At 48.2% G+C, this 25528-nt stretch carries 16 protein-coding genes, 1 pseudogene and 1 other annotated feature; of the genes and pseudogenes, 9 read left to right on the top strand and 8 right to left on the bottom strand.

Annotated elements, in window-relative coordinates:
- Positions 1-155 precede the first annotated feature (155 nt).
- The 3 genes and pseudogenes from ASG81_RS33365 to ASG81_RS28520 form a co-directional block, all read right to left on the bottom strand.
- Complete coding sequence (locus ASG81_RS33365; RefSeq protein WP_442952976.1) at positions 156-719, bottom strand: GH32 C-terminal domain-containing protein; 564 nt, start codon at positions 717-719, stop codon at positions 156-158.
- Positions 711-1549, bottom strand: a pseudogene (locus ASG81_RS33360) (glycoside hydrolase family 32 protein); the annotation flags it as partial. The gene ASG81_RS33365 and the pseudogene ASG81_RS33360, both read right to left, overlap by 9 nt.
- Positions 1550-1857: 308 nt before the next feature.
- A complete protein-coding gene (locus ASG81_RS28520; RefSeq protein WP_056642862.1) occupies positions 1858-3042 on the bottom strand; it encodes an aminotransferase class I/II-fold pyridoxal phosphate-dependent enzyme in 1185 nt (394 codons plus the stop codon).
- Between the two features lie 51 nt (positions 3043-3093).
- Positions 3094-3330, bottom strand: a binding site (T-box leader).
- Between the two features lie 248 nt (positions 3331-3578).
- Here ASG81_RS28520 and ASG81_RS28515 point away from each other — a divergent pair.
- The 7 genes from ASG81_RS28515 (at position 3579) to ASG81_RS28480 (ending at position 11031) form a co-directional block, all read left to right on the top strand.
- Positions 3579-4268, top strand: a complete 690-nt coding sequence (locus tag ASG81_RS28515; RefSeq protein WP_056642859.1) for a class I SAM-dependent methyltransferase — start codon at positions 3579-3581, stop codon at positions 4266-4268.
- A gap of 532 nt (positions 4269-4800) precedes the next feature.
- Positions 4801-6201, top strand: a complete 1401-nt coding sequence (locus ASG81_RS28505; protein ID WP_056642853.1) for a stalk domain-containing protein — start codon at positions 4801-4803, stop codon at positions 6199-6201.
- Between the two features lie 19 nt (positions 6202-6220).
- Positions 6221-7084 carry a phosphate ABC transporter substrate-binding protein gene (locus ASG81_RS28500; protein ID WP_056642850.1) on the top strand — a complete coding sequence of 288 codons (864 nt, stop codon included), beginning with the start codon at positions 6221-6223 and terminating at the stop codon, positions 7082-7084.
- Positions 7085-7258: 174 nt separating this feature from the next.
- Positions 7259-8221: a phosphate ABC transporter permease subunit PstC gene (gene pstC / locus ASG81_RS28495; RefSeq protein WP_056642847.1), complete on the top strand. Its 963-nt coding sequence runs from the start codon at positions 7259-7261 to the stop codon at positions 8219-8221.
- Between the two features lie 26 nt (positions 8222-8247).
- Positions 8248-9126: a phosphate ABC transporter permease PstA gene (gene pstA, locus ASG81_RS28490; RefSeq protein ID WP_056643271.1), complete on the top strand. Its 879-nt coding sequence runs from the start codon at positions 8248-8250 to the stop codon at positions 9124-9126.
- 126 nt (positions 9127-9252) lie between these two features.
- The gene (locus ASG81_RS28485; RefSeq protein WP_056642843.1) at positions 9253-10038 is read left to right on the top strand and encodes a 3'-5' exonuclease; all 786 of its coding nucleotides are present in this window, start codon (positions 9253-9255) and stop codon (positions 10036-10038) included.
- Positions 10039-10152: 114 nt separating this feature from the next.
- Positions 10153-11031: a DMT family transporter gene (locus ASG81_RS28480; RefSeq protein ID WP_056643269.1), complete on the top strand. Its 879-nt coding sequence runs from the start codon at positions 10153-10155 to the stop codon at positions 11029-11031.
- 446 nt (positions 11032-11477) lie between these two features.
- On the opposite strand, the gene ASG81_RS28475 is transcribed toward ASG81_RS28480, so the two are convergent.
- The 4 genes from ASG81_RS28475 to ASG81_RS28460 all read right to left on the bottom strand — a co-directional run bounded on the left by ASG81_RS28475 (position 11478) and on the right by ASG81_RS28460 (position 21811).
- On the bottom strand, positions 11478-12137 hold the full coding sequence (locus tag ASG81_RS28475) for a hypothetical protein (protein ID WP_056642840.1): 660 nt from the start codon (positions 12135-12137) through the stop codon (positions 11478-11480).
- Positions 12138-12294: 157 nt separating this feature from the next.
- Positions 12295-12573 carry a hypothetical protein gene (locus ASG81_RS28470; protein WP_056642838.1) on the bottom strand — a complete coding sequence of 93 codons (279 nt, stop codon included), beginning with the start codon at positions 12571-12573 and terminating at the stop codon, positions 12295-12297.
- Positions 12574-13414: 841 nt separating this feature from the next.
- Positions 13415-20977, bottom strand: a complete 7563-nt coding sequence (locus ASG81_RS28465; protein WP_056642835.1) for a pullulanase — start codon at positions 20975-20977, stop codon at positions 13415-13417.
- Positions 20978-21385: 408 nt separating this feature from the next.
- Positions 21386-21811, bottom strand: coding sequence for a DUF6157 family protein (locus tag ASG81_RS28460; RefSeq protein ID WP_056642832.1), 426 nt, complete (start codon positions 21809-21811; stop codon positions 21386-21388).
- Positions 21812-22621: 810 nt separating this feature from the next.
- Here ASG81_RS28460 and ASG81_RS28455 point away from each other — a divergent pair.
- Positions 22622-22807 carry a hypothetical protein gene (locus ASG81_RS28455; protein ID WP_056642829.1) on the top strand — a complete coding sequence of 62 codons (186 nt, stop codon included), beginning with the start codon at positions 22622-22624 and terminating at the stop codon, positions 22805-22807.
- 331 nt (positions 22808-23138) lie between these two features.
- Positions 23139-24548, top strand: a complete 1410-nt coding sequence (locus tag ASG81_RS28450) for a HEAT repeat domain-containing protein (RefSeq protein WP_056642826.1) — start codon at positions 23139-23141, stop codon at positions 24546-24548.
- Between the two features lie 63 nt (positions 24549-24611).
- On the opposite strand, the gene ASG81_RS28445 is transcribed toward ASG81_RS28450, so the two are convergent.
- A complete protein-coding gene (locus ASG81_RS28445) occupies positions 24612-25493 on the bottom strand; it encodes an AraC family transcriptional regulator (protein ID WP_056642822.1) in 882 nt (293 codons plus the stop codon).
- Positions 25494-25528 lie beyond the last annotated feature (35 nt).

Genomic DNA, 25528 nt, shown 5'->3' with positions numbered 1-25528 from the left:
TCTATATGAATTCATATCATTCCATTAAAAAATAACATAATTAGCAGCGGATTGTTACTGTGATGAACGAAAAAAGCTCTCCTTATTGTAGAGGTGAGCTTTAAGCTGAAATATATTTGTACATTCAACCGCAGAATGCCGTTTTCAGAGTCCGTTCATTCGTCCCTCCACGCACTCTTTAAATGATAGATATTCAAGGCGATCAGTTTAACATTCTCGTTTTTGGCGTAAAGCTCGACATCCCGGCTTTCAGGTGAAGGAAAAATCAGGCTCGTAATCACCTGCTCGCCATCATTTCCGAATACTTCCACGGATGAACGGTCAACGAACAAATGCAGCTTGATCCGGTTGCGGACGGGGGTCAAAGGAGCCCGGAACTCGCCCGTGAAAAACGGACTAAATTGCGTATTTCCCGACTTTGTCCGGTTTACGAACATTTGCGATGCGGCTGCATCGTATCCGACAATTGTTTCTTCATGCGCACCTTTTCGCACTTTAAAACCGAATTCCGTAGCTGAGCCCATTTCGAATTCGGCTTCAATTTCATAGGTATCGTCTTGAAACCCGGCGAGCAGATTGGATCCCGGAGTGATCGTTTCCGGCGTTTCCCACTTTTTCACAGGCATTCGAAGCTGCTTCAGCTCATAAATGGGAGCCTGCACCAGCCTGATCCCCTGCTGAGGTACCGTTTTTAAAGCGACCTCGCGAGGAATAGACATCGTTCCCCTCCATGGAGAAGTTGGGGTCTGATCCGCATACTGCCAGTTATTCATCCAGGCGAGCCAGACGCGACGTCCGGGCAAATGATTCCATGACAAGGGAACATAGAAATCTTTCCCGTGCTCGATCCACAACACTTTTTCGGGTGGATTGTCATTGACAAATTTCGTCCCGTCGAACCGGCCGATAAAATATTGCCCCCGGTATCCTTCATTCCTTTCGCCAGGACTTATGTCTACCTTCAATACCCATTTGGTATGAGAAGGATCGCCGTCTACAGGAAGTTCAAACAAATCCGGAACTTCCCAAACCCCGCCGTGAGCACCCTCCTGCATACCGAATTCGCTTAAATAGGTCCAGGTCTTTAGATCGTAAGAAGCATAGAACATCACTTTATCGCCTGCGGCAACAAGCATCGTCCATCTTTGCGTTTTGTCGTGCCAAAAAACTTTCGGATCGCGAAAATCTTTGATCCCCGGATTCGGCAGGACGGGATTTCCCCCGTATTTCATCCAAGTTCGGCCATTGTCCGCGCTGTATGCGATACTTTGCTGCTGAGTTTCTCCGGCGCTTGTATAGACCGCCACCATTCCGGCTGATTTCCCCTTGAAAAAGCCGCTCGTATTATGCTCATCCACTACCGCGGTGCCGGACCAAATCTGTCCCAGCCGATCGGGCTCCAAGGCCACAGGCAAATGCTTCCAATGCACCAGATCCTTGCTTACCGCATGTCCCCAGCTCAAATTCCCCCACGTATTTCCGTACGGATATACTGGTAAAAAAGATGATACTCCCCCTTAAAGTACACCAATCCGTTTGGGTCACTCATCCAATTTTGGATGGGGGTAAAGTGAAACTGAGGACGGTAAGGTTCATTGTACTCAGGCCGGGTTTCTCTTGCATGAGCAGCCGGGATTGCCGTAATGATCGTTACGATAAAGGCCATAAGGATCACAGGAAATATTCAGAACTCCAAATTCAACAGCTTCAGTCCTTCCTTATGAATCCGTTTCAGAATCTTATTCATAAGGATCATGTTTCCTTATTGAAATGGATATATCCGTAAATGAACCGTTAGTACTCATGACACTCGGACCATATATTGAAAATTTGTTTTTTATGGGCGATAACCCTAAATTACCCTGAAAGGCCGGAAGCCCTCAAGCAGCGGTCGATACGATCCAGCGCTTCGGTGAGCCTGGGTACGGAGGATGCGTAGGAGCAGCGGATGAACCCTTCCCCGCCAAGGCCAAAAACATGTCCCGGAACGGCAGCCACCCCTGCATCCATCAACAGCTTTTGCGCAAAAGCGTCTGAATCGAGTCCCGTATGCGCAATTGACGGAAATGCGTAAAACGCCCCCCGCGGCTCGTGGCAGGGCAGGCCGATTTCCCTCAAGCCCTTCACAAACATCCGCCTGCGCTGAGCATACGACTCGATCATCATGTCCTTATCCTCTAAGCCGTTCCGCAATGATTCAATCGCCGCGACTTGACCAATGATCGGAGCGCACATCACGGTATATTGATGAATTTTCAGCATCGCGGCAATCAGCTCATGATTGCCGCAAGCATAGCCGATTCTCCAGCCTGTCATCGCAAACGCTTTGGAAAATCCGCTGATAAGCAGCGTTCTCTCCTTCATCCCCGGCAGCGAGGCAAAGCTCACATGCTTCTCATCGTAGGTGAGCTCCGCATAAATCTCATCCGATATGACGATAAGGTTATGCTCTTCCACGACCTTAAGGATCGGCAGCCAATCTTCATACGTCATGATGCCGCCTGTCGGATTGTTCGGATAGTTAATAATAAGCACCTTAGAGCAGGACGTAAGCGCAGCCTTCAAAGCCTCAGCCGTCAGCTTAAAATGATCCTTCGCATACGTTTCGACCTGGACGACCTTTCCGCCGTTCAGCTGCGCAATCGGCGAGTACGCAATATAATTGGGAACGTGCACAACGATTTCATCGCCTGGCGCAATTAATGCCCGCAGCGCAAGATCAATCGCCTCGCTGCCTCCTACCGTAACGATTATTTCATTCGCAGGCTCGTATTTCACTTGAAAGCCATTATATAAATAGCTGGCGATCTCTTCTCTAAGCTCCAGAAGCCCCGCGTTTGGCGTATAAGATGTTCTTCCGAGCTCCAATGCCCGCACGCAGGCAGCCCTAACCCGCTCCGGCGTTACGAAATCAGGCTCCCCGACGCCGAGCGATATAATGTCTTTATTTCCTTCCGCCATGCTGAAAAACTTGCGAATGCCCGAAGGCGGAATTTGCTGCACCATCGGCGAGATTAGCTCACTCATAGACCATGTTTTCATTCTCGTTCCTCCTAAAATGAATTGAGAAAACAAAAAAGAGACCCATCCCTATAAAGGGACGAGTCTCCACCCGTGTTACCACCCTAGTTTCACGCCAAAGCGCGACACTCCGCTCATGTATCCATCAATACATGTTCCCGTTAACGCTGGAAATGCGGCAGAGCTTACTCTCGTTCAGCCTGCTTCTCGGAGATGGCTTTCCGCAAGCGCCCGAACGTTGGTTTTCAGCTGCCCCAACTCTCTGTTCGATCAGGCCCGTTACGTACTCTTTCTCGTCATCGAATGTAAAAGCTATTTAGCTTGTCATATCAAATCAACGATAATCGTAAAGTTTTTCCCAATGGTAACACCAAAAACCGGGAAACGCAATATGTATTTTTCAGCCATTAAAAGCCATTTCGTAATAGTCTGTATCAATAAAGTTTATTTGTTTTATATATTTCCTTTATGAAGCAAGCCGCTGTAATATACAACTTAACTTCATACGGAAGCATATCAGAGCGGCTATTCCATCATCTGTTCGAGGAGGCATTTCTATGAGTGATATTGTAAAGCAACAGTTCGATGCGGCCGCGCCAAATTACGACCGTCAGCGCCGTCAGCTCATACCCTGCTTTGATGACTTTTACGGCATGGCAGCAGGCTCCGTAAACGTCTTGAGCGCTGCTCCCCGCATTTTAGACTTAGGAGCAGGAACCGGCCTTTTTTCCTCCTTCGTACGCAGCAAATATCCGGGCGCCGCTCTCACCCTAATCGATCTGAGCGAAGAAATGCTGAAGGAAGCGCGCTCCCGCTTCGGCAATGACCCCGCCGTCCGCTATATAGCGGCAGATTATTCGAGCTATCCCTATACGGAAAAATACGATGCCGTCATCTCTTCCCTGTCCATTCATCACCTGACGCATCCTGCCAAACGAGCGCTGCTGCGTACCATCCATGAGCTGTTAGTCGACGGCGGCTGCTTCGTTAACGCCGATCAGGCCGCAGGTACGACGCCATATTGGGATGATTATTACATGACGCAGTGGAAAGCTGCAATTCGGCAAAGCGGTTTATCCAGCGAAGCGATCGAAGCGTCCATTGAGCGCCGGAAGGTCGACATCAATGCCAGCGTGCAGGATCAGCTGAAATGGCTTCGCGAGGCCGGCTTTGCCGATTCGGATTGCGTATACAAGCATTATAGCTTTGCCGTGTTTGCCGCTTTTAAGAACGGAGCGTCCTCTTAATCCATCACTCTAAGCCAGCAGACGATACAGCGGAATTAAATCCGATTATTACCCGGAATGCTCGTTCAAAAAATGGATATTCATCAAAATAAATAAAGCAGCAAATCCGGCTCCGGCAAAGCCTGATTAGCTGCTTTTCTTTTTGATACTTATTAAGCGTTCGTTTCCGGCTCCGGAGCAGCATGATCCTTATGCGCTGCGTCGTTCTCACGATTACGCGGTCCCATATGTACGAGAAAACCGAAGAACTGCAGGAAATGCGGCTTTTCTCCTATTCAGGGAGTAATTTATCCTGCATCGTAAAGTATATGAATTTGGTTCTTATTCCTCTATCTTTTACAAATTCCATACAATTTATAAATAATGGGATGATAAATGATTGATATGATCATGTGGCAATCAATGGTTTACATATGTAATGTTCCGAACTAACGCTGCCTGGGAGGGATCAAGACAACTATACATACCGACCACGGCTGTCGGACACTCGGTTTATAAAAAAATGCCCATTTGAGAAAGGTGACCTTATTCCATGCAAATGAAAAAAGCAATGGCAATCTCGATGATCACAGCAGCAATAAGCGCAGCAGCAGTCACTCCGGTATTCGCACAAACGGCAGCAGGCCAGCACGCTGTACAAATTAATCGTGCAACTTTTCTCGTAAACGCAAACCCGGTTTCGATTCGCACGATTATCGATGACGGCGTCATGCTGGCCTCCGTACGCGACTTGACTAATGCGATTGGCGCTTCGCTTCACATTAACCGTGACCACACTGTAGTCGTGAAGCTTGAAGGCAACACGCTGAAGCTGAAAGCTTCTTCAAAAACAATTACAGTCAACGGCGTCTCTTCTTCCCTTAAGCATCAGGCTAAAGAGGTAGCCTACTCGACCTTCATCGAACCAGCTGCTTTCATTAAAGCGCTTGGCGGTACCTATGACAAAGACACGATTTCGACGGTTCAGCTGCTTGCAGGCGCCGAGCATGCCGTATGGGTTAACTCGTCCCAGCTTCTTGTATCGAACTCTGCAGGCGAGGGCCGCGAGGATTACTTGGTTCATGCCGCTTCCGGAAAGTACGAGCTATTGCTGACTTCCACAGGCGCGTCCGAGCTTGTCCTGTCACCTGATGGTAAGAGCGTCACTTACTCCGATGCGAACGGTGCCGTGTTCACGATTGATCTGAGCACAAAAAAATCGATGCAAGTAAGCACAGACAGCTCGATCAAAAATGAGCTGCAATGGTCGGAAGACGGCTCGTCCCTCTTCTTCCTGCAAGGCGACAAAAGCTCTGTAATCGCGAAGCTTTCTCTAGCTGACGGCAAAGTGTCCAAGCTGCTCGAAGACAAGGTTGACTACAAGGCGAACCTCGAGGTATCCGCAGACGGTACAAAAGTTGCTTTCTACGTATTCAAACAGCCGAAAGTAACGGCGGACAGCAGCAAGGACGTCGAGCTTGATGATGTAGCTATCGATGCAACCGGCACTGAGCCGCAAATCTTCTTCTATAACACGGCTGCTGCCGACAATAAGTCCGTACAGCTTACAAAGGATACGGCGGACAAGGTGTTCCTGCATTTAGCGGCAGATGGCTCCAAGGTTAGCTACGTCAGCGTAAGCGCAGACGATGCGAGCATCGGACAGCTGGTTACAGTCGACAATACGGGTAAGGCAAAAACGCCGCAGTTCGCTGACAAAGACGTTTATCAGCTCGTTCAAGGCGGAAGCAAGCTCTATCTGCTCACAGCTGATGGCAGCAGCACGAACGCGATCTATGAAATCGATAGCGTGACAGGTACGAGCAAGCTTGTGCAAACCGTGTCTGACAGTGTATCGGAACTGATCGTATCAGGAAATTCGGATATCGCGGCACTTATTGATGGACAGCTTACTGTACTTACTAACGGCAAATGGAAAAACATTACTAACTAATTAATGGAGGTCTTTTCTAATGAAATGGTTTAAACAATTAACAATCGCAGCGCTTATCGCTGTAATCGGGTTCAGCTCTGTTCCTGCTTCCACACCTACCGCTGACGCAGCTAGCAAACTAAGCGGCAAAATCGTCATTAATGGATCCTCTGCCCTGCTGCCGTTAACGCTTCAAGCGGCTAATGAATTCAAAAAGCTGAACCCTAAAGTAAAAATTTCTGCGTCCGCTGCCGGTTCCGTTACAGGCCCGCAAGCCGTTCGCAAAGGCATCGCTAACATCGGAGCCGTAGACTGGGATGCATCGAAGGACGTGCCTGGCTTCAAAAAATTCGATGGCCAAGTCGCTCATAAAGTCGCGATTATTCCTTTCGCAGCGGTTGTGAACAAGAACGTAACGGCAACAAACCTGACGACAAAGGAACTGCAAGGCATCTTCTCCGGCAAGATTAAAAACTGGAAAGAGGTTGGCGGCAATGATGCTGAGATCATCGTTGTTAATCGTACTTTCGGTTCCGGAACTCGCGTTAACTTCCAGGACAAAGCGCTTGACGGTACTAGCTTTATGACCAAAGGGGATAACTACAAGGAAGTAAAAACAAGCGGCGACATGAAGTCGGCAATTGAAACTACCCCTAATGCCATCGGTTACATGGATCTTGCTTACGTAACGGACAAAATGACGGCTGTGAAAATCAACGATGTCGCGCCAACTGAAGCTAACGTTATTAACGGCAAATACAAAGTTTGGGGCTACGGCTACTACATGACTAAAGGCCAACCGACTGGCGCAACGAAGGAATTCATTAAATTCGTACAGAGCACAAAGTTCCAGAACGGATCTTTGAAAAAGCTTAAATTTATTCCTATCTCGGCAATTAAATAGATTAGTTTCAAAGTAGAGCGGTCGGCTTGCGCTAATGAGCGCCTAAGCCGGCCGTTCTTTCCTGCAATAGCACAGATATGTTCAATTACGATAGCCATTTATATTTCACCGCGAAACGAGCTTAGCTGCAAAAAGGCCGGCATCAGCCGATTTCGCTTGGAGGAGCCTATTATTATGTTGGAATCCACTCATACCGCTCGGCAGCCGAGATTCTCTGCCGAGCTCGGCAAAGCTATTTTGGCAGGCAGCAGCAAGCCGTTTGACCGGAGATCTCGCCTGTTTTTTACGAATCGTCTCTTTCGTTACATCTGCATCGCCGCTGCCGGCTTTGTTTGCCTCATCCTCTTACTCATTCTGCTGCTCATGTTCCGTACCGGCATTTTGACGTTCAGCCATATTTCACTGGCAGACTTCTTCTTATCCGCGGAATGGAATCCCGAGAATGAACAGTACGGCACGCTTATTTTCCTATTCGGCACCTTTGCCTTGACCGCGTTAACGCTGCTTATCTGTGTACCGGTTTCCTTAATCATAGCTGTGTTTCTGTCCGTTTTCGTACCGCCTTGGCTTAAAAATATGCTGCGTCCGGTGCTGGACCTGCTCGTCGGCATTCCTTCCGTCGTCTATGGCTACCTTGGCTTAACCGTGCTTATTCCTTTGCTTCGAAATGTCACCGGAAGCGGCATGGGCGACGGTCTGCTCGCCGCAGCGCTCGTGCTTACGATCATGGTATTGCCTACCGTAAGCCGCATAAGCGATGATGCGATCAGCGCAGTTCCGTCCAAATTCAGCGACGCATCCTTCGCGCTTGGCGCCACCCGCTTTCAAACGGTATGGAGAGTGCAGCTTCCATCGGCCAAAAGCGGTATCATGTACGCTGTCATTCTCGGTATGGCTCGCGCGATCGGCGAAACGATGGCCGTCGTTATGGTAATCGGCAATACGCCGCAGCTGGCCGACAGCCTGCTCAAGCCTACTTCCGTACTCACAAGCAACATCGTTATGCAAATTTCGAACGTTCCTTTTGACTCGACCTGGAATTACGCGCTTTATTTGATGGGCTTCCTGCTCCTCGTCATTTCATTAATTATGATCATTGCCATTCGCTGGCTTCAAAGAAAGGGTGCACAAGCATGAAGCAAGTTATTCATACGAAACCCTTGATGAATCCGTTTAGCGGCAAAAACGGGCTCAACCGGGTAAAGGACCGCATTTTCACAGGTGTGGTTTGGTCGCTTGGCGTACTTATCATCGCGTTTATATTCGGCCTCCTCTATCTCATTTTGCAGGATGGGCTGCCGAAGCTGACTTGGGACTTTATATTCGGTCTGCCGAGCGAGATTGAGGAAGGCGGCGGCATCGGTCCGACTCTGGTAAACTCCTTCTACATCCTGTTCATTTCTTTGGTTATTTCGATTCCGCTCGGAATGGCCGCAGGCATTTATTTGGCGGAGTTCGCGCCTGACAATAAGCTGATCGGCTTCGTACGCATTTGCGTAGAAGGACTCGCATCTGTGCCATCCATCATATTCGGCTTGTTCGGGATCGCGCTGTTCGTCGAATATTTCGAGATTGGCTTGACCATTCTCGGCGGAGCGGTCAGCTTGGCCTTTCTTAATTTGCCCGTACTGACACGCGTAACCGAAGAGTCGATCCGTGCGGTGCCGAAGGAGTTGAAGAGCGCTTCCTTCGCGCTTGGCGGCACGCATCTGCAAACCATCATACGCGCGCTTCTCCCCGCTTCACTTAACGGCATCATAACAGGCATCTGCCTGGTTGCCGGCCGCGCATTCGGGGAAAGCGCCGTCATCATCCTGACCGCAGGCGTATCTACGTCCGGCGAAATGTGGGATTTCAGCCTCTTCTCGCCCGGCGCCACGCTCGCCGTTCACCTCTGGTATGTGCAGTCCGAAGCCATCGTCGGCGATGCGCAGGAAATTGCCCAGAAAGCGGCGGCCGTTCTCGTATTCATCGTGCTGCTCATCAATTTATTGTTCCGCATCCCGTTATGGCTGAATTCCCGCCGTACGAAGCGCTCCTAGCAAAAAACAGGCCTTTAGCCTCCGTAAAATAGCCTGCACAAAACTTTCTACCATATTGTAGTTCCCATTTGCATACCTTTTTCTGATAGAATAGAGAACACAGGCTATCTATCGGAGGTTAGGATTTTGGACTATATTATTTTGGATATTGAATTTAACGGACGCAAGTTTGCAAGCGAATTGCCCATGGAGGTCATTGAGATTGGCGCAGTTCGTTTAAATAGCTCACTCGAGCAGGTTGATGAATTTTCCGCTTTGATCAAGCCGATTTATTTCTCCAAGCTGAACAGCTTTATTAAGAAGAAAACCGGTATTCCGCAGGAAGACATCGACACAGCGAGCCGCTTCCCGAAGGTAATCGGCGATTTTACGGCATGGCTGAACAAAAGCGAGGCTTTTCTGCTGTTTACTTGGGGCGGCGAGGACTTAAAGCGAATTGTGTATGATACGCGGATGCATAAGCTCGATGACAGCTTCTGGATGGCAGCCGATTATTTCGACCTGCTGAAGGGCTACATTCGCTATAAAAATGTTACGAATGATGTCAGCGTCGAAGCCGCTCTCATTGATCTCGAAATAACGCCAGAAGGCTCAGCGCACCGGGCGCTGGATGATGCCCGCATGACGGCTGAAGTGCTCTGCAAAATTTTTGGCGAGCTGGATTTCGGGCTGAAGCAGCAGTACAAGGATATGTACACCAATGCGAAGGAACGGAGAATGGTCAAAAACGCGATCCGTACGATGAATGCGCAGAAGATCGTTCCGCAGTGGGAAGTGTTCGCTGAACGTTACTTAGCTGGAAAAGCTTCTTTCGAGGACGTAAGGAAGGTTGCGGAACTGCAGCAGTATTTCGATTTAGAGCTTGAGAAGGCGGCAAATTCTTCGGCCGGACAAGCAGGACAAGCCGGATAACAAGCAGGACCGTTTAAGTTTGGCAAAAAATAAAATGAGAGCCCCTGACTCTTCAAACGCAGCCGGTGCGTTTGAAGAGTCAGGGGTTTTGCGAGTATGGGAGAACATACGCTTATGAACCGCAGCCCCCAGTCAATTGCCGCCTATGAATTGCTATACATCGTCGGGATTATCGCTATCTCGTTTTCCGCTATATTCGTTCGTTGGTCCGACGCCGACGTAGCTGTCATAGCGATGTACCGGCTGTATTTAACTAACTTAATTATGCTTCCGCTCGTCTTCAAATATCGGGCTGAATTGTTCCGGCTGAGCGCCAGGCAGTGGCGGCTGTTAGCCTTCTCGGCCATCATGCTGGCGCTGCATTTTTTGCTTTGGATGGCTTCGCTGCGGCTGACCACGGTCGCCAGCTCCACTGTAATATTAACGCTGGAACCCGTTATCGTCATGCTCGGCTCTTACTTGCTGTTCCGTACGAGGACCAATCGCATGATGCTATGGGGAGTGGGGATCACGCTCATTGGCTCTATCGTCATTGGATCAGGCGACTTTACACTCTCGAGAGAAGCGCTGCTCGGCGATGTTTTATCCTTGCTGGGCGCTGCGGCAGTTGCCTTTCATGTGCTAATCGGCAAGCAAGTGCGGAAGGATATGAACGCGTTCACGTATAACTTCTGGATATTCGCGCTTGCCGCTACTGCGCTCGCCTTCTATAATATCGCCCGAGGCAATTCCTTTACCGGCTACAGCCCGAAGGAATGGGGCATTTTCTTGCTGCTGGCGATCGTCCCGACGCTATTCGGCCACTATCTGTTCAATTGGCTGCTAAAGCATATGAGCGCCGCCGCGGTTTCGATGTCCGTGCTTGGCGAGCCAGTCATCGCCTCCCTGCTTGCTTGGGTGCTTCTGAAGGAAGCGTTGACAGGCTATCAGTTGGCGGCTGGCGCGTTAGTTTTGTTCGGCGTATGGCTGTTTATTCGTCATGGTAAGGAATGATATCTCCATATTAGCTGTTATTTTTTATATGAATTGATCATAAATTTGTTTTTCTATCTCTTATTCTAAACCTTTAAAATAACTACACGTATCGCGGGGGAATGCTTTACCTCGAAAAAACCAATTGTGAAACTGATGCAAATAAACTCTTTACTACAATAATGAACGTTTACAATAAAATAGGCGACCTCTTCCCGATTGGATACCGAGAAACGATCGCCGCTTAATCATTTTACTTCACTGTCTACTTAACGGAACTACGACCAACTGGTCAATTTTTTTTTATTTTTCGTAGAGATACAAGGAATATTATAAGAAGAATTAATGAAAGTACAATAAAAAATAATCCTACATAGAAATGAAATCCTGTTTGATATAAAGTTTTGTATCCTCCTAAAAAAAGTCCAATTATTGAAAATCCTATAAGACTAAAATCTTTTTTCATACTAGTTTCCGCCTTTTATCGTGCTTGGACTATAAGATTGAGCTTTCAAATAGTTAAATTTTATTGCCATCTCTCTCTTATTGCTTAATGAAGTTCTTACACGTATGTTCCAAAGCTTACTTTTAGAAAAATGATTAATACTAAAACAGCAAAAATACGATTTCTTATAATCACGTTCTTTAGTTGATGCCTCTATAATAACAGGTATTATATCAAATATTTCATCCTCAGAATATATTTCTAAAAACATTAAAAAATCAAACTTCACATTTTCGAAATCACACCAAATATTCACTAGTTCTTGTGAATTATTCAATACACTTATTCTATTAACTGGATGATAAAGTTTGGTATCATTTGAATAAACCAAGTTTTCACAGCAAAATAAATTCGAAATAACAATTGAATTTACATCCTTAGTAATGCCTTCATTAATTGAACAAATAACTTTATTTCTCATTTTGAATTTTTTTCTAATATCCGGTATTATTGTCTTCCCATTTATTTTGAGATAATAGAAATGATGTGAATTTATTATATTATCATTCAAAACCCATTTATCTATTTCTTGTCTAAATAGATCTACTTCAAAATCATCTGTTAAATAAGAAACACTGTTTATAGGTAAATCATCATTTATAAAATCAAAAATTTGTGTCATAAATTCTCCTTTTCAATATGCGGGAGACAAATATTGGTTATTTATTGCTGTCCATTTATGTATTTTCTTTGCGCTCCATTAGGTGAATAATAACTAGAAACCATATTTACGCCAGTTCTAACCACTACTTCAATTGCAGCACCTCTCACTGCACTTTTTACAGCATTCCCGACCGAAGTACCTGATGGCTCTCTATTAATTCTTGAGTCAACAATGGATGTCCCGGCACCAATGATGCTACCTGACCAGTATCATTTAGCGCTTTTTTAAAAGGGTCCACCACTAGATTTTTTACAGCCACTTTGGTCTCTTTAGCAGCCTCTTTTGCAGTTTTTACAACCTCATTTTTAACATTTGTCGCGACTGTTTCTACTTTTTTCATTGTGTTATTAAAGGATTTTGTAACAGAATTTTTAACATTACTTATTAGTCCCATATCCATCCTCCTAAAGTCCCTATTTGTCTCCCGAATTCAATTTACTATATATAATATTTTGTAAATAATAATATTAATTTGAATAAATGATGTATATTTCACAATTCACCAGGAGTATATACCCCCTCTTTTTTACGTAAAAATTTACAATTAGACACTAGTCTAGTTTTCGCGATACACCCACGCAAAGTCAAGTTGTATTTCACGCAAAAATTTTGCGCGATTAATGCGAAAAATTCTTATAGTTGAGCAATTGTTCACTCTCACCAATTCCTTTAGATATGTGAGCTACACTCATTATGATAGCGATTAAATTGGCATCGATAACTTATTTTGTATTTTCCAAAGAGCCTTCCATGCAATTTTCATGGCATTTTACAATTTAATGGTACGAAGGGGAATTCTTTGAACGTTATGGTTCGCATAATGAAAAAGTGAATTTAGAGAACAGGTCACGAGTATACAATAGATTCTTCAATTGAAATTAAAGAATACTGAGGCTCATTCGTGTTGTGTTTGTCGTCAAGGAGAAGTACCTACTCATCTAATAGAATGTACAGCAAATAAACCTGGCCCCTCGAAAGAGATGTTTCCACTCTATTTGAATATGTACAGAACATACGTGCAAGTGACCGGTTCGAGATGAATTTTCTTTCCTCATCCAAGTGTTGACTCCTTGTTGACTTCAAAAATTAAAACATACAGAGCAACGATGGGCGTGACTCACCGCGCTCTGTATACAAAATCATCTCCAACTCTCACTCATCCCTCATCGCCACAGTGTTCTTCTTGTAAAAACTCCAATCTCTCCAGCTACCGGGGCGCATCCTCTTCGATACGTTTATTTGCCCATCAGGTTATAGATGGCCTGCGCGCTTTCGGCACGCGTCATTTTGCCCTTCGGCACATAAGCATCATTTGCTCTGCCTTGAACCAGTCCAAGCTCTGCAGCAGCCCCAACGGATGCGGCAGCCCATTCGCTGATCCGGCTGCGGTCAGCAAACGCGGTTTCCGCCGTCGCCGCAGTGCCCTCCTGCCCCTTCTTTACCTCGTATGCCCGTACGATCATGACCGCCATTTCCTCGCGGTTAATCGTTTCGTTTGGCGCAAACAAATTGTTGTTGCGCCCCTTAACGATGCCGAGCTTGCTTGCTGCCGCCACGTGAGCGGAATACCATCTGTCCGCGCCAACATCCGCGAAGCCCGCTGTGCCTTCCGCCTTGACGCCAAGCGCGCGAATGAGCATAGCCGCGAATTGTGCGCGGGCTACGTTCGTATGCGGCGCGAATTGCTTATCGTTAATGCCCGTCACGATATGCTTTGCAGTCAATGACTTGATCGCTGCGAAAGCCCAATGCCCGGCTTGAACGTCTGCAAAAGATTTGTCGTATTCCAGGACCGCATATTTACTGAAATGGAATACCGCCGCCGTCATGCTGTCACCGTTCATCGTGCCTCCTATGAATTCAAGCTTACCGTTATCACCTACATAATAGACGCCGATAATGTCTTTATCTGCATTCGCGTTGACTTTGAAAGTGAGCATAATCGGCTTTTCAAACTTCGCAGCCGGAATCGCCTTTCCGTCCTTCGTAAGGATGCCTAAGTGGAATTCGTAAACCGGGGAGGCAGCCTTTATATTTGTTTGGCCTTCCTCTACCTGGTCGATCAAGGCGTTCACTGCTGCCTTCTCCACTTGTTTTGCTTCAAATAAAATACGGGTGCCGTCCGCTTCGCCTGCAGGCACGAGACCTTGAATCGAAGCGAGCACTTCATTTGGCAGCGTAATCGTAATGCCATTTGTTTTCAGCTCCAAAGCGCTGCCGGCTACCGCTGCCGCTGCTTGAAGCGGCAGCAGCACTGCGTTTTTCCCTTCATCCATTTGTACCGATACTTTGCCGTCCTTGCCGTTCTTCAAGCTGCTTTCATTAACAACCTGAGCGTCAGCCGCCTGCGGTGCGCTCACCGGCTTGTTCGGCGTTGGCGCGCCAGTCGAAACTCCGCTTAAAATGACGGTGCCGCCATCGTTTCTGCCAGGTACGTCAATCGTCAGCTCTCCACTGGCTGAAACCGTGTAAAGCGTTCCGCTGTATTCGTCTTTTGCCTGTGAACCGGCTAAGAATGGAACCTTTAGCGTAACGGACTTGCTTCCCGCTGCCGTGTTAATGACCGTTACGACATTTTCGCCGTTATACTGCTTGTTGAAGGCCAGAAACGCTAACGCATCCGAGCCTGCCAGCTTTGTACGCGCGCCTTTGGCAAAAACCTTCGAGAACTTTGCCCGGATATTCAGCAGCTTCTCGTAATGGTCATGAAGCGCCTGCTCCGGCGTCAGCTGATCCCACGGCATATCTCCGCGATTTTCGCTGAACAAGCCTGCACTCATGTCACGCGCATTAGCTCCCGAACGGCCGAGCTCTTCCCCGTAATAAATGACGGGCTGGCCTTTCGCCGTCATCTGGAGAGCCGCTGCGATCTTCAGCTTTCCTTTGTCTCCATCCACATAATGAGAGAGGAAACCATCTTCATCATGACTGCTTAGGAACTGCCCCATGGTGGCCCCGTTATCCAGCTTTGTCTCACGATCCGCCAAATAAGCGTCGACCGCGTCAATCGAGCCGTTTGCAAAATCTTTCGCTCTGCCCTTGAAGCCGAAATCGAGCAAACTGTCCATTTGACCGCTGCGAAGCATGCCCCCGTCGCTGTCTGCCGTTCCGCCAAAATATTCACCGATCAGCTTGAAGGTTGGATCGATCGTTGTCAGCGCATTTTTGAACGCCTTCCACGTCGTGCTCTCCACATGCTTGACCGTATCTACGCGGAAGTAATCAATCGTATCTCCGCGATCTGTTTTAGCGCGTTCCAGCCAGCCTGCCTGCCATGCAATCATTTTTTCGCGCACGGCCGGGTCTTCCGTTTTGAAGTCCGGCAGATTTGCCAATTCGCCTTCGATGGGATTTACGTCTGCTTGAACGCCATTCGTTCTCAGCATGCCCTCAAAGCGCGCTTTGTCCTCCAGTGTAATGCCCGGGCGGCTTTCATCCGCTTTCAAGCCGTAGCCTGTATGGTTAAGCACCACATCGACCATTATTTTGATGCCTTTGTCATGAGCCTTATTGATAAGCTCCTTGAACGTATCCATATCGCCAAGATGCTCGTCGAGCTTTGTAAAATCTTTGGCCCAATAGCCATGATAGCCGTATTGCTTGCTGTTAAAGTCGACGCCTTTGTTAAAATCGATATTGTCGACAATCGGGGTAATCCACAGCGTATTGATGCCCAGCTCCTGCAGATAATCCAGCTTGTCGATCATCCCTCTGAAATCACCGCCGTGATAAGCTTCGAGATGTTCCTTATCCACATCCGCATTATTTGCCGCATCGCCATCCGCAAAGCGGTCGGTCAGCGCGAAATAGATGCGTGCCTCATCCCAGTCAAAGTCGAGACTTCCGGCAAACGTTCTCGCTTTAACCGTTACCGAGCCCGTATGCGTATGCTTATTGCCGTACTCGTCGATTAGTGTAATCGGTATTTCCTTTCTGCCGGCTGTAACATTGTCCTTCACAGCAATCGATTGTGCGAGCAGCTTGGTGTCAAAATAAACCTTCGCCGCCCCGCCTAATGCCGTCAGGTCCATATAGCCTTCTGTAAAGGCAACCTCTTCCGAAGCGGCTGCCTGCACGGTAAGCACCGCATTTTCGTTATACGATATCGCCCTTGGGTTGACCGCCGCCGTCATCGTTACGATAGGCTTCCGATACGTGATGAGAGACTTGCCGTCTGCCGTGTTTTTCGGATCGGTTATTTCAACTGCAGCTTCATCCTGCTTCGTTACAAGGAAGGTATATTCATACGTGCCGCCTTCTATATCGGTCAGAGAATAAGCAAACCATTCCTTAGCTGCATCATAAATCATGTCATACGCCGTACCGTTTACCTTCACCTTCACGCCTGTCAGATCGCTCATAGTCCCATTTTTAAATAACGCGTCATCCCGGTATAGAAACGTAATTCCTCCATCCTTCAGAACAGGTCCATTTATAGCAGGCAAAATATCAAGCTGATTGACCATGCTCGTAATATTTACCTTTGTAAAAGCAGCCCCCGGCGCAACCGGAATGACGCGGTCATCCGGAATATCCTGCTTCGCGGTGTTCCAATCCGTTCCTTTGCGAAGCACGAAGCCTACGCTTGTCGTATCCGGCGAGATTTCAAGCATGACCGTAGCTATGCTGTTTTCGACTTTATCGAATAGGATTTGGTCATTTTTCACACCGGTGTTCCACACCCAAAGATTCCAATCCGTATAGTTTTTATCCGGACGGATGTAATTCAACTGGACATAACGCTTCGCCGAATCGTTAGAAACAGCTACCGCAGCGCTCGCGGTTAGCCCGTTATAGGAAACCGTGATGATTGCATGGCCGGCGCCGGCTGCCGTTACAAGGCCGTTCGCCGCAACCGTCGCTATGGCTGGCTTATCGGACAAATATGCTGCTGAATCCGTCACTTTTTTCTTGCTGCCATCGCTGTATTTGGCGTAAACCTCCGTTTGATGTGTGGTACCGGCCTGCAGCGGATAGCCCGTGCTGTCCAGCTCCAGTTCCGTCAGCACCGGTGCCTCGGCCTCCATCTTAATAATGACAGCCGTCAAAGGCTCTAGCTTGATCGAGTCCGCTGTCAGCTCAAAGCCGGATGGAACGGAAACGGCCCCGGTTCCCGCCTCGTCATTATCCGCAACCACCGTGCCTGCGGTTAAATCCTCCGAAAGCGTAAGCGTTCTTGCCGTACTGTCCGCATTCATAAATACATAGTAATTTCCTGAACCGTCGGTCGCTTTGTTTTTGTAGCCGATAACAAGGTCGCTTGCTTGCATTTCCTCCGCGTCGATGAGCGTCACGTTGGAATTGACCAAATCCTTGTCACCCAGCCGGAACGCATCCGAATGCTTCCTAAGCTCGATCAATCCTGCCGTATATTCCTTCGTTACGTGGTTTACAGGATATTGCCCGGCATCATTAGCCTTCTGCCAATCAAACTTGTTAACGGCATCCGAGGAATCATAGGAATCATGAATAAAATAGCCAAACGGATTGCCCTCCGCATCCTCCAGCTCATGATATTTCTGCTCCGGAGTGCCATCCCCCAGCCACTGCTTCGTCCTGCCGTATTCTTGCCCTGCATGCAGGAAGGCTGTGCCTTGAGACGTTAAAATGAGCAAATTGCCCAGTCGTATCCGCTTGTGAATTTCCAGATTATTGGCCGCTGCGGCCGGATCCATCTTGATCGATTGCGCGATAACGTCGTACAACGGGAGGTTGTCATGGGCTTCAATATATTGCACCATGTCTCCCGGATCATCGGCAGGCGTATTGCCGGGCTGTCCCTTAATGTTGTTAAGAATTGTTGTAATACTTCTTGCGCCGCCTGTAATGAACCTTGGCTCCCCTTCCGAGCCGAAGCCGGATTTCAATTCATTGCGGATCTCGTCGGAGAATACGCCGACATTGTCCGTCTTGTCCATCCAGTCTTGATCCGCTCCTTTTCCCGCTAACGAAGCATCGGAAACAGCGCCGCCAAACGTTCTCCAGCCTTCGCCAATAAAGAGCGCATTCGGATTAATGTTTGCCGCGGCATCATAAGCATGTTGGACAGCGTCATAAGTGGCATCGCCCATCATATCCCAGCGCATGCCGTCAATTTTATATTCATCGAACCAATACTTAATGGAATCAACCATCAGCTTCTCCGCCATTTTATGAGAAGTCGCCAGGTTGTTTCCGAAGCCGCCAATGTTGTTCCCGTTCGCATCCTGGAATGCGTAGTAGTTAGGCACGATATCGTTCAGGAAGCTTGTTTTTGCCATATGGGTGTAGACCACATCGAGCACGACCCCCATACCGGCATCATGGATGGCATCAATCAGTCCCTTTAATTCTTTGACTCTAAGCTCGGGATCTGCCGCATTTTCCGAATAAGCGCCGTCCGGCGAGAAATAGCTGTGCGGATCATAGCCCCAGTTATATTCATTATCTTGAGACGAATACGCAAGCTCCCTCTCGCTCATATTGGCCTCGTCGCCATAGTACCAAGCCATTACCGGAAGCAGTTGGACATGGGTAACACCCAGCGATTTGATATAATCCAGCTTATCCTTGAACGCGCCGTAGGAGCCCCATCTCGCATTCAAATCATCCGCGATCGAAGGATCGGATGTAAAATCCCTTATATGCGCCTCCCAAATAATCGCATCTTCCCGTTTCTCATAGCCGTCGATATCGGCAAAATCAAAATCTGCGGCAGGATCGGTCTCACTTAAATCAATGATTGCCGCTTTACCAACCGCATCGCTATCAGGTCCCGCTTCACCTTTCGTGTTGACTCTGAACTCCGCCATCGATTTCGCGTACGGGTCAAGTACATTTGTGGTTACACCGTCATTCGTTACTTCATATTGATAGAAATAACCTTTCAAATCGGTTATGCCTTGGACGTCCAGATCAGACGGTTCAACCGCTGCCATCCATACGCCCTTGTCACCCTTCGTCAAATCTACGCTGCCGACAAGCTTAGCGGAATCATTTTTATCGTAGACGTTGGCAACGACGGAGCTTGCTTTTGGCGCCCAGAGCTTCAATATGGCATTGCCCGACTCGTAGCTGGCTCCAAGATCGTTCCCTTCGTAAGCATACATTTCGTCGAGCATTCTCCAGCCTGCAGCGGCCAATACCGTTTTCCCTTGGTAGGTGACGCTAAGCGGCGCATGATCCAGCTGAATGTCGGCCGTTAACAAGGCGGTCTTCTTGTCTGGATTTAGCGTGACTTGTTGAACAGCAACGGCTGCGCCGCTATTATCCGTAACGGTGATCGCTGTCTTCAATTCATCCGCAGCGAGGCCGTCGGTCATCGTAAACCCGAGAAGCAGCCTGCTTTCAGACAGTATCTCTGCGGAAACAAGGCCGGTAGGCAGCTCCCAATAAGGGGAAACGTAGATGTTGTTGTCGCCCTCTCTGATCCAAAGCTGATCATAGCGGTCTGCAAGACTGAATGTCCGATCCCCGCCGTCCTTATCGCCTGATGTACGATTGACGACCACGAAGCTTATTTTTTGCGCATTTTCTTGAAGCGGTATATCTACGTAACCGCCGTATCGGTCTACATGGTCCGCAGTAAACGCGGATGCGCCCGCCGGCCAGCCCGTAGACGGCGCCGCCACCTGATCCCACAGCCACAAGCCGTAAGCACTCTGATTTTGATCGTCTCGGGCGTAGTGAACCCGAACCGTGTTAGCCGGCAGCTCCACCGGTTCGTAATAAGATACTTGATCAGAGTCCTGCTGAATCCAAACCTCATTCACCTCCGGAGAGCTTATAGCGACCGCTTTATCACCGCCGTCCTTCGCGCCATCAGATCGGTTAACTACAAGGAAGCCTACTTTTTGGGCATTATCGGCAAGCGGAATATCCACATAAGCGCCATAGCTGTCTCTCTTATCGTCTGGGAAAGCCGCAGCGCCAAGCGGCCAGCCTGCAGAAGGTGCGGCAACATGGTCCCAAGCCCATATTCCTTGGTTTTCATAGAGACCATCGGTCCGGTTGTAGTGAATGCGAAGATGGCCCGCCGGCACCGGATCCAAATTCGGATCCACCGGATCTGGGTCAGGCTCCGGTTCAACAGACGCCTGGAAATCGGCCGACACCTCATTCGTTTTGGCATTGTATTTAAAGGTTACCGGCAGGTCCTCCGAAAGGCTGAGAGCCCGGTTCGATTGCGGATACGCCGCATCCTCCCAAGTTGTCCCCAGCACGATTTTGAATTCGTAATCTCCTTTTGGCACATCCTTGGTGATCGTGTATACGCTGTCAAAATCAGAATCGTCCATCAGCGAGAGCGCCGATTGCGGCGCCCAGTCTGCGGAATCGCCAATTTCAGTCTGCAGATTCCCTACGATCCGAGGAAGCTTGCCGCCAGCTAACGGAGTGTAATACGACGAGTCGGCGATTTTATGAGCAGCATGATTATAATAAAAGGTTACTTCTGTCGCTTCCGCAATGGACAGCTTAATATTGCCGCCATTTTCCTCACCGCTCGGGTTCGTATAGCTGCCAAAGCCGTAGCTTTCGTCCCAGCCGCCATTAAGGGCCACCTTATATTCATAATCGCCTGCAGGCAAAACGGCGGTAAAGCTATAATATCCGCTGCCGCTGTCCATCATCTCGGTCGCTCCGGCTGCCGGATCCCAGTCCGCGCCTGCGCCAAGCTCAGATTGCAAATTGCCGACAAGCACAACCTTATTAGGAGCTGCGGCGCTTGCTTGCAGCGGAATTGCGCCGATTATCGACCAGATCATAGCTGCAATAAGCGCCAGGGACAGTATTTTCTTTTGCTTTAAAACAAAGCTCATTCGGATGAACCTCCCCATTTATCGTTAAAGCCCGTTCAAATCATAAAAGGAATAAAGCCTTTTCACAGCAAGCATTCTCTGACAAAACACCTCCTTCCCCTGCCGCATTTAAAGCCGCAGAGTTAGTGCAATCGTTTGCACAAAAAGCACAATAAATGCAAACCTTTTCTTCCACACCTCTCTCCGCAGCGATTAATGCCAAAAAAAGAGCGTTGGAAGCGTTTACCTACTCTCATATTAATACTGGAAATAAAGTGCTGTCAATTCATTTTCTCCGTTTTTTCCTGTTTCGTTATGTATATTTACCAATTCCCGCTCAAATGACAACGTTTGCACAAATGTTGCACACCAAACATAAATGATAGAGAAGCTGCTTCTGCGGCATCGTTGTTTGGGTCAGATTCGCCGTTATTTCTTGCTGTTCCGCATACCCGGCAGCACGATCACATTTCCGTGCCCGCCTTCAACGAAGCGATGGTATTCAGCTGATTCCACGGGTACGAGCGCCATTTTGCCAGCTTCGTTAAAATGAATGCCCCAGCCATATTTCTTAGGAAGCATGGAGGCCCTTAGACAAGCCTTCGGCTTCGAAAAAAATTCATTCCGAATTTCCGCCCCCCGTGCTTCCAGCTCCTCTGGCGCAATCTCCTTATGGCGAACATGCACCTCGTACATCAGCTCTTCCTGTGTATACCCGTACGGTCGACTCGCGGCCAGCTCGTATTCGAGACTCGGTTTTGTCCGTCCGCCCTTCTTGTCCGGCGGCACCGTCCCGAACTCCGCCGGGCAGTCCGGCGAAACGGTAATGAACGTATTATAGTAGTTCCAGTTCATAGCGGTCTGCCTCCTAACCTAGGATAAAGCTATTATAACGTTTTCTCACAAATGCACAATTATTCGCAGGAGGTGATTTAGAGCAGCCCAAATATGCACGGCATATACCATATTTTTAACTTTCTGTTACTCGGTCACTACGATCTCACCCTGCATGCTGGGATGAGTGGAACAATTTGGGTGCTTTTTCATTTGTAATGAGCATCGTATCTCTCAATTGTTCCATCCAGTTCCTTAACGGTATCACCAATCATTGTTTTAATTGGGAATTTCATGGATCGACAGCTTTTTTATTTTCGAACAGATAAAATATGTTTCAGCAGCTTATGAGGGGAGGTTTTACATTTGTTAAAAGAACCGAAAAGCAAACCATTATATTACGACGGAAGTATACCTTTGCCTGCATCGGTAATATCCCAATACAGGGAAATAACAGCCATCGTGATGACTCCCGAGATTCGAAAAAAAATTTCGGGGAATCCCTTCGTTTTCTTCAAATAAGCCAGCTAGGACCGAGTTATAACCTAAAACACTCTGAGGGAGTTTATCAGCCTTAATATTTAAACTAAAAGAACCCCGCAGATTATGCCTACGGGGCTTGTTATCTATCAATTGGACTAAATTTATAGACTAGTTAAAAGTCCCTTACACACTTTTTAGTGACTAATTTTCCGATAATTTGACCATGCTAGTGATAGAGGTAAATAGTCATGTTTGAAATCGGCAGTTAGTGCGTAGAGGGATGCATGAATCACGTTTCCAGGACATAATATTTAAGTATAAAAGCGCTTTCAAAGGGGAGTTGGTCACATGTTCAACCCTGAAGAATGGACAAAACTATTCATGACTATTCAAGGTAAGTCTAAGACCGTCTACATCAACGAACATACGGGACTATCCAAACTGCGGGTCACCTTTACTAAAGAACAGCAAATGGCGCTAGATCGTAAAAGAGTGGATACAGGCGGCCCGCTATTACAGAATAGAGGTGAATAACATCGTACAAAAGAAGACGATCGTGGAGAAAATAAAAACAACTATCATTCATAACCGTCAAAATTTTCTACTCTGGGTAAAAACGGGAGATACTAGATACCTAAATCTAATTAATAATAAAGCGTAACACCATCTTCAAAGATTCAAGACAAAAAGAGGTTACTGCAACAAGCCTCTTTTAAGGCCGCTTGCGGTTAACCTTTTTTGCTTATTTCCGGCAGCGGATGAAGTTAGTTTTATGCAAGCTTCACTTAGTTTCGTGTATGTAGCATTGGCCTGATATCTCCTATAATCGGTTTATAAATTCAAACCATAGGAGGACATCGATGATATGAATCATTCACCGCTATTGCTGACAGACGAGCAAATGAGAAAATTCGTTACGGAAGGCTTTCTAATCTTAAAAACGGATTTCCCTGAAACGTTCCATCTTGCGATGACAGAGGAGCTTAAACGGGTTTATGACGAAGAGGGCAACCCCGGCAACAACCTGCTGCCGCGAATCCGCGAGATTCAGCAGGTATTCGACAGCCCCGTCATTACGGGCGCATTAACGAGTGTGCTGGGGCCGAACTACATGCTGCATGCGCACCGGCACGGCCATTATAATGCGCTGCCTGCTGCCGGCGGCTGGCATAAGGACAGCTACTTTGGCTACTCGCGTATGCGCAACCACCATCCATGGTGGGCGATGATCATGTATTTTCCGCAAAATACGCCTCGTGAGCTTGGCCCGACAGGCATACTGCCCGGCACGCAAAATTACGAATCATGCACTTTTGTCTCCGATGAGACTGCCGGTGAAGCCTACGCCAGCGGTGAAGCAGGTACATTCGCTCTCATTCATTACGATATTTGGCATCGCTCGACGCCGAATGTGCTCGGCAATGCCCGCTATATGCTGAAATTCGAATTTATGCGTACGGCAGCTCCAACCGGGCCCTCTTGGGATAACCAGGCCGCGGAGTGGAAAGAGCCTTCCGGCCTTGATCTGCCTATTGCGAACCATGAAACGTTATGGGAAGAAACGTGGAATTGGCTGTCAGGCAGCGTAGGCAGTATCGCGAATTCCCGGGCAGCGGATGCAGCGAGTATTAACGAGCTTTCAAGCGCATTAGAGGATAAGTTCGAGCCGAACGCGCTGAACGCGGCATATGAGCTTGCCAGGTATGGCAAGCAGGGCGTCGCTGCTTTGCTTGCCGGACTTCACCATAAGCGCGTGGACGTATCGCGTATTTCCGCTTACGGGCTCTCGGCCGTCGGCCCGGATGCCGTCGAAGGATTGACAGCCGCGCTGGTGCATGAACGCGAAGAAACGTTATACCATGCGATATTCGCGCTTGGCGAGCTGCGTCACCATGCGGGCTCTGCACTTCCAAGACTTGCCCGTTTGTTATCCCACCCTGCCCTTTCCATACGCAGCGCTGTCGCAGAAGCGCTGGGGATGATTCAGACAGACGCTGCTGCCGCGGTCGAAGCTTTAATCGCATGCTTAGCCGATGAAGATGCGCAGGTTCGTTTTACGGCTAGCCTTTCGCTGTCAAAACTCGGCTCCGCAGCTGCTGCAGCCGTTCCGGCTTTGACGGCAGCACTCGATGACGGGAACCGCTACGTACGGGCGCATGCACTCGAAGCGCTCCGCTATATCGGCACGGAAGAAGCGAAGGATATCCTAATTAAGTCGCTGTTTAATGCGCGCTGGTGTACAACAACTACGCCCGCGAATGCCTTTTATCCTTGATCCTTTAAGCGCAAACAAAGAACCACTGGTTTAACAACCGCGGTTCTTTGTTATTTCGCCGTCCTATTTTAACGAAAGCTCCCTATACTCGCTCGGCGATAGTGCCGCATACTCCTTAAAGAGCCGCGAGAAATAAGTCGCGTCCATGCCCAGTGATTCGGCCACTGCCGATATGCTCATAGATGTAAAGGAGAGCAGCTGTCTCGCCTTGTCCATGCGCTTGCGGTTCACATATTGAATGGGCGATAGCCCGGTCGTATTTTTAAACATGCGTATGAAATAATTGGGGTGAAAATGCACCAGCTGCGCCAGCGTGTCTACCGTAATATTTTCGGAAAGATGCTCCTCGATATAAGTCAGCACGTCATTCATCTTCTCGAACGAGCTTGTCGCTGGCGTGTTGATCGTAACCCGCTCGGTTTGCTCCAAAAACATCGCCATAATCTCGAGAAAAACAGCCTGTACATGCAGGTCTGCCGTCCAATCCCCGCTCTTATGGTGATGCATGAGACGCTCGAATTTATCCATAAGCGCCGGATGATCGGATACCGTCAGCATGACAGGCATCTCAAGCAATTGAAACAGGTTGAAATTGCCCAGCTTCGCCGTGAAATGGCACCAGTATTTGCCGAAAGTGTTCGTATTGATCGTGCCGTAGGATTGGATCACATCCGCAGGCATCAAGCATAGATCGCCTGCCTTCGGATAAAACGTACGATTCCCGACCTTAATGTAGCCTTCGCCCTCTTGGATATAATAAAGCTTATTTACATCGGGCGTGTAATCCTCGTCATTCCACGAAAGGGGTACCTTCGTATATTCAGCCACCGCCACATGCAGCTGCAAGCCGGACAAATAGGACTTCCAAAATGTTCTCAAGCCAGCGTCCACCGCTATTCCCGCCTTCCAAGAACCGCTAATCGTCATTTCTGCTCCTAGCTCCATCTGTAATCGAGTCCCCTTGAATTGAACTACCCCTT

The sequence above is a fragment of the Paenibacillus sp. Soil522 genome (assembly GCF_001428245.1).
Taxonomy (GTDB): domain Bacteria; phylum Bacillota; class Bacilli; order Paenibacillales; family Paenibacillaceae; genus Pristimantibacillus.
Note: the sequence above shows the minus strand (reverse complement) of the source record. Positions and strands in the feature narration are given on the sequence as shown.

Bases quoted from the DNA above. Each gene is read 5' to 3' on its own strand.
- ASG81_RS33365 (WP_442952976.1), bottom strand. From the start codon at position 719: ATGTCTATTCCTCGCGAGGTCGCTTTAAAAACGGTACCTCAGCAGGGG.
- ASG81_RS28520 (WP_056642862.1), bottom strand. From the start codon at position 3,042: ATGAAAACATGGTCTATGAGTGAGCTAATCTCGCCGATGGTGCAGCAA.
- ASG81_RS28515 (WP_056642859.1), top strand. From the start codon at position 3,579: ATGAGTGATATTGTAAAGCAACAGTTCGATGCGGCCGCGCCAAATTAC.
- ASG81_RS28505 (WP_056642853.1), top strand. From the start codon at position 4,801: ATGCAAATGAAAAAAGCAATGGCAATCTCGATGATCACAGCAGCAATA.
- ASG81_RS28500 (WP_056642850.1), top strand. From the start codon at position 6,221: ATGAAATGGTTTAAACAATTAACAATCGCAGCGCTTATCGCTGTAATC.
- pstC (WP_056642847.1), top strand. From the start codon at position 7,259: ATGTTGGAATCCACTCATACCGCTCGGCAGCCGAGATTCTCTGCCGAG.
- pstA (WP_056643271.1), top strand. From the start codon at position 8,248: ATGAATCCGTTTAGCGGCAAAAACGGGCTCAACCGGGTAAAGGACCGC.
- ASG81_RS28480 (WP_056643269.1), top strand. From the start codon at position 10,153: ATGAACCGCAGCCCCCAGTCAATTGCCGCCTATGAATTGCTATACATC.
- ASG81_RS28475 (WP_056642840.1), bottom strand. From the start codon at position 12,137: ATGACACAAATTTTTGATTTTATAAATGATGATTTACCTATAAACAGT.
- ASG81_RS28470 (WP_056642838.1), bottom strand. From the start codon at position 12,573: ATGGGACTAATAAGTAATGTTAAAAATTCTGTTACAAAATCCTTTAAT.
- ASG81_RS28465 (WP_056642835.1), bottom strand. From the start codon at position 20,977: ATGAGCTTTGTTTTAAAGCAAAAGAAAATACTGTCCCTGGCGCTTATT.
- ASG81_RS28460 (WP_056642832.1), bottom strand. From the start codon at position 21,811: ATGAACTGGAACTACTATAATACGTTCATTACCGTTTCGCCGGACTGC.
- ASG81_RS28455 (WP_056642829.1), top strand. From the start codon at position 22,622: ATGTTCAACCCTGAAGAATGGACAAAACTATTCATGACTATTCAAGGT.
- ASG81_RS28450 (WP_056642826.1), top strand. From the start codon at position 23,139: ATGAATCATTCACCGCTATTGCTGACAGACGAGCAAATGAGAAAATTC.
- ASG81_RS28445 (WP_056642822.1), bottom strand. From the start codon at position 25,493: ATGGAGCTAGGAGCAGAAATGACGATTAGCGGTTCTTGGAAGGCGGGA.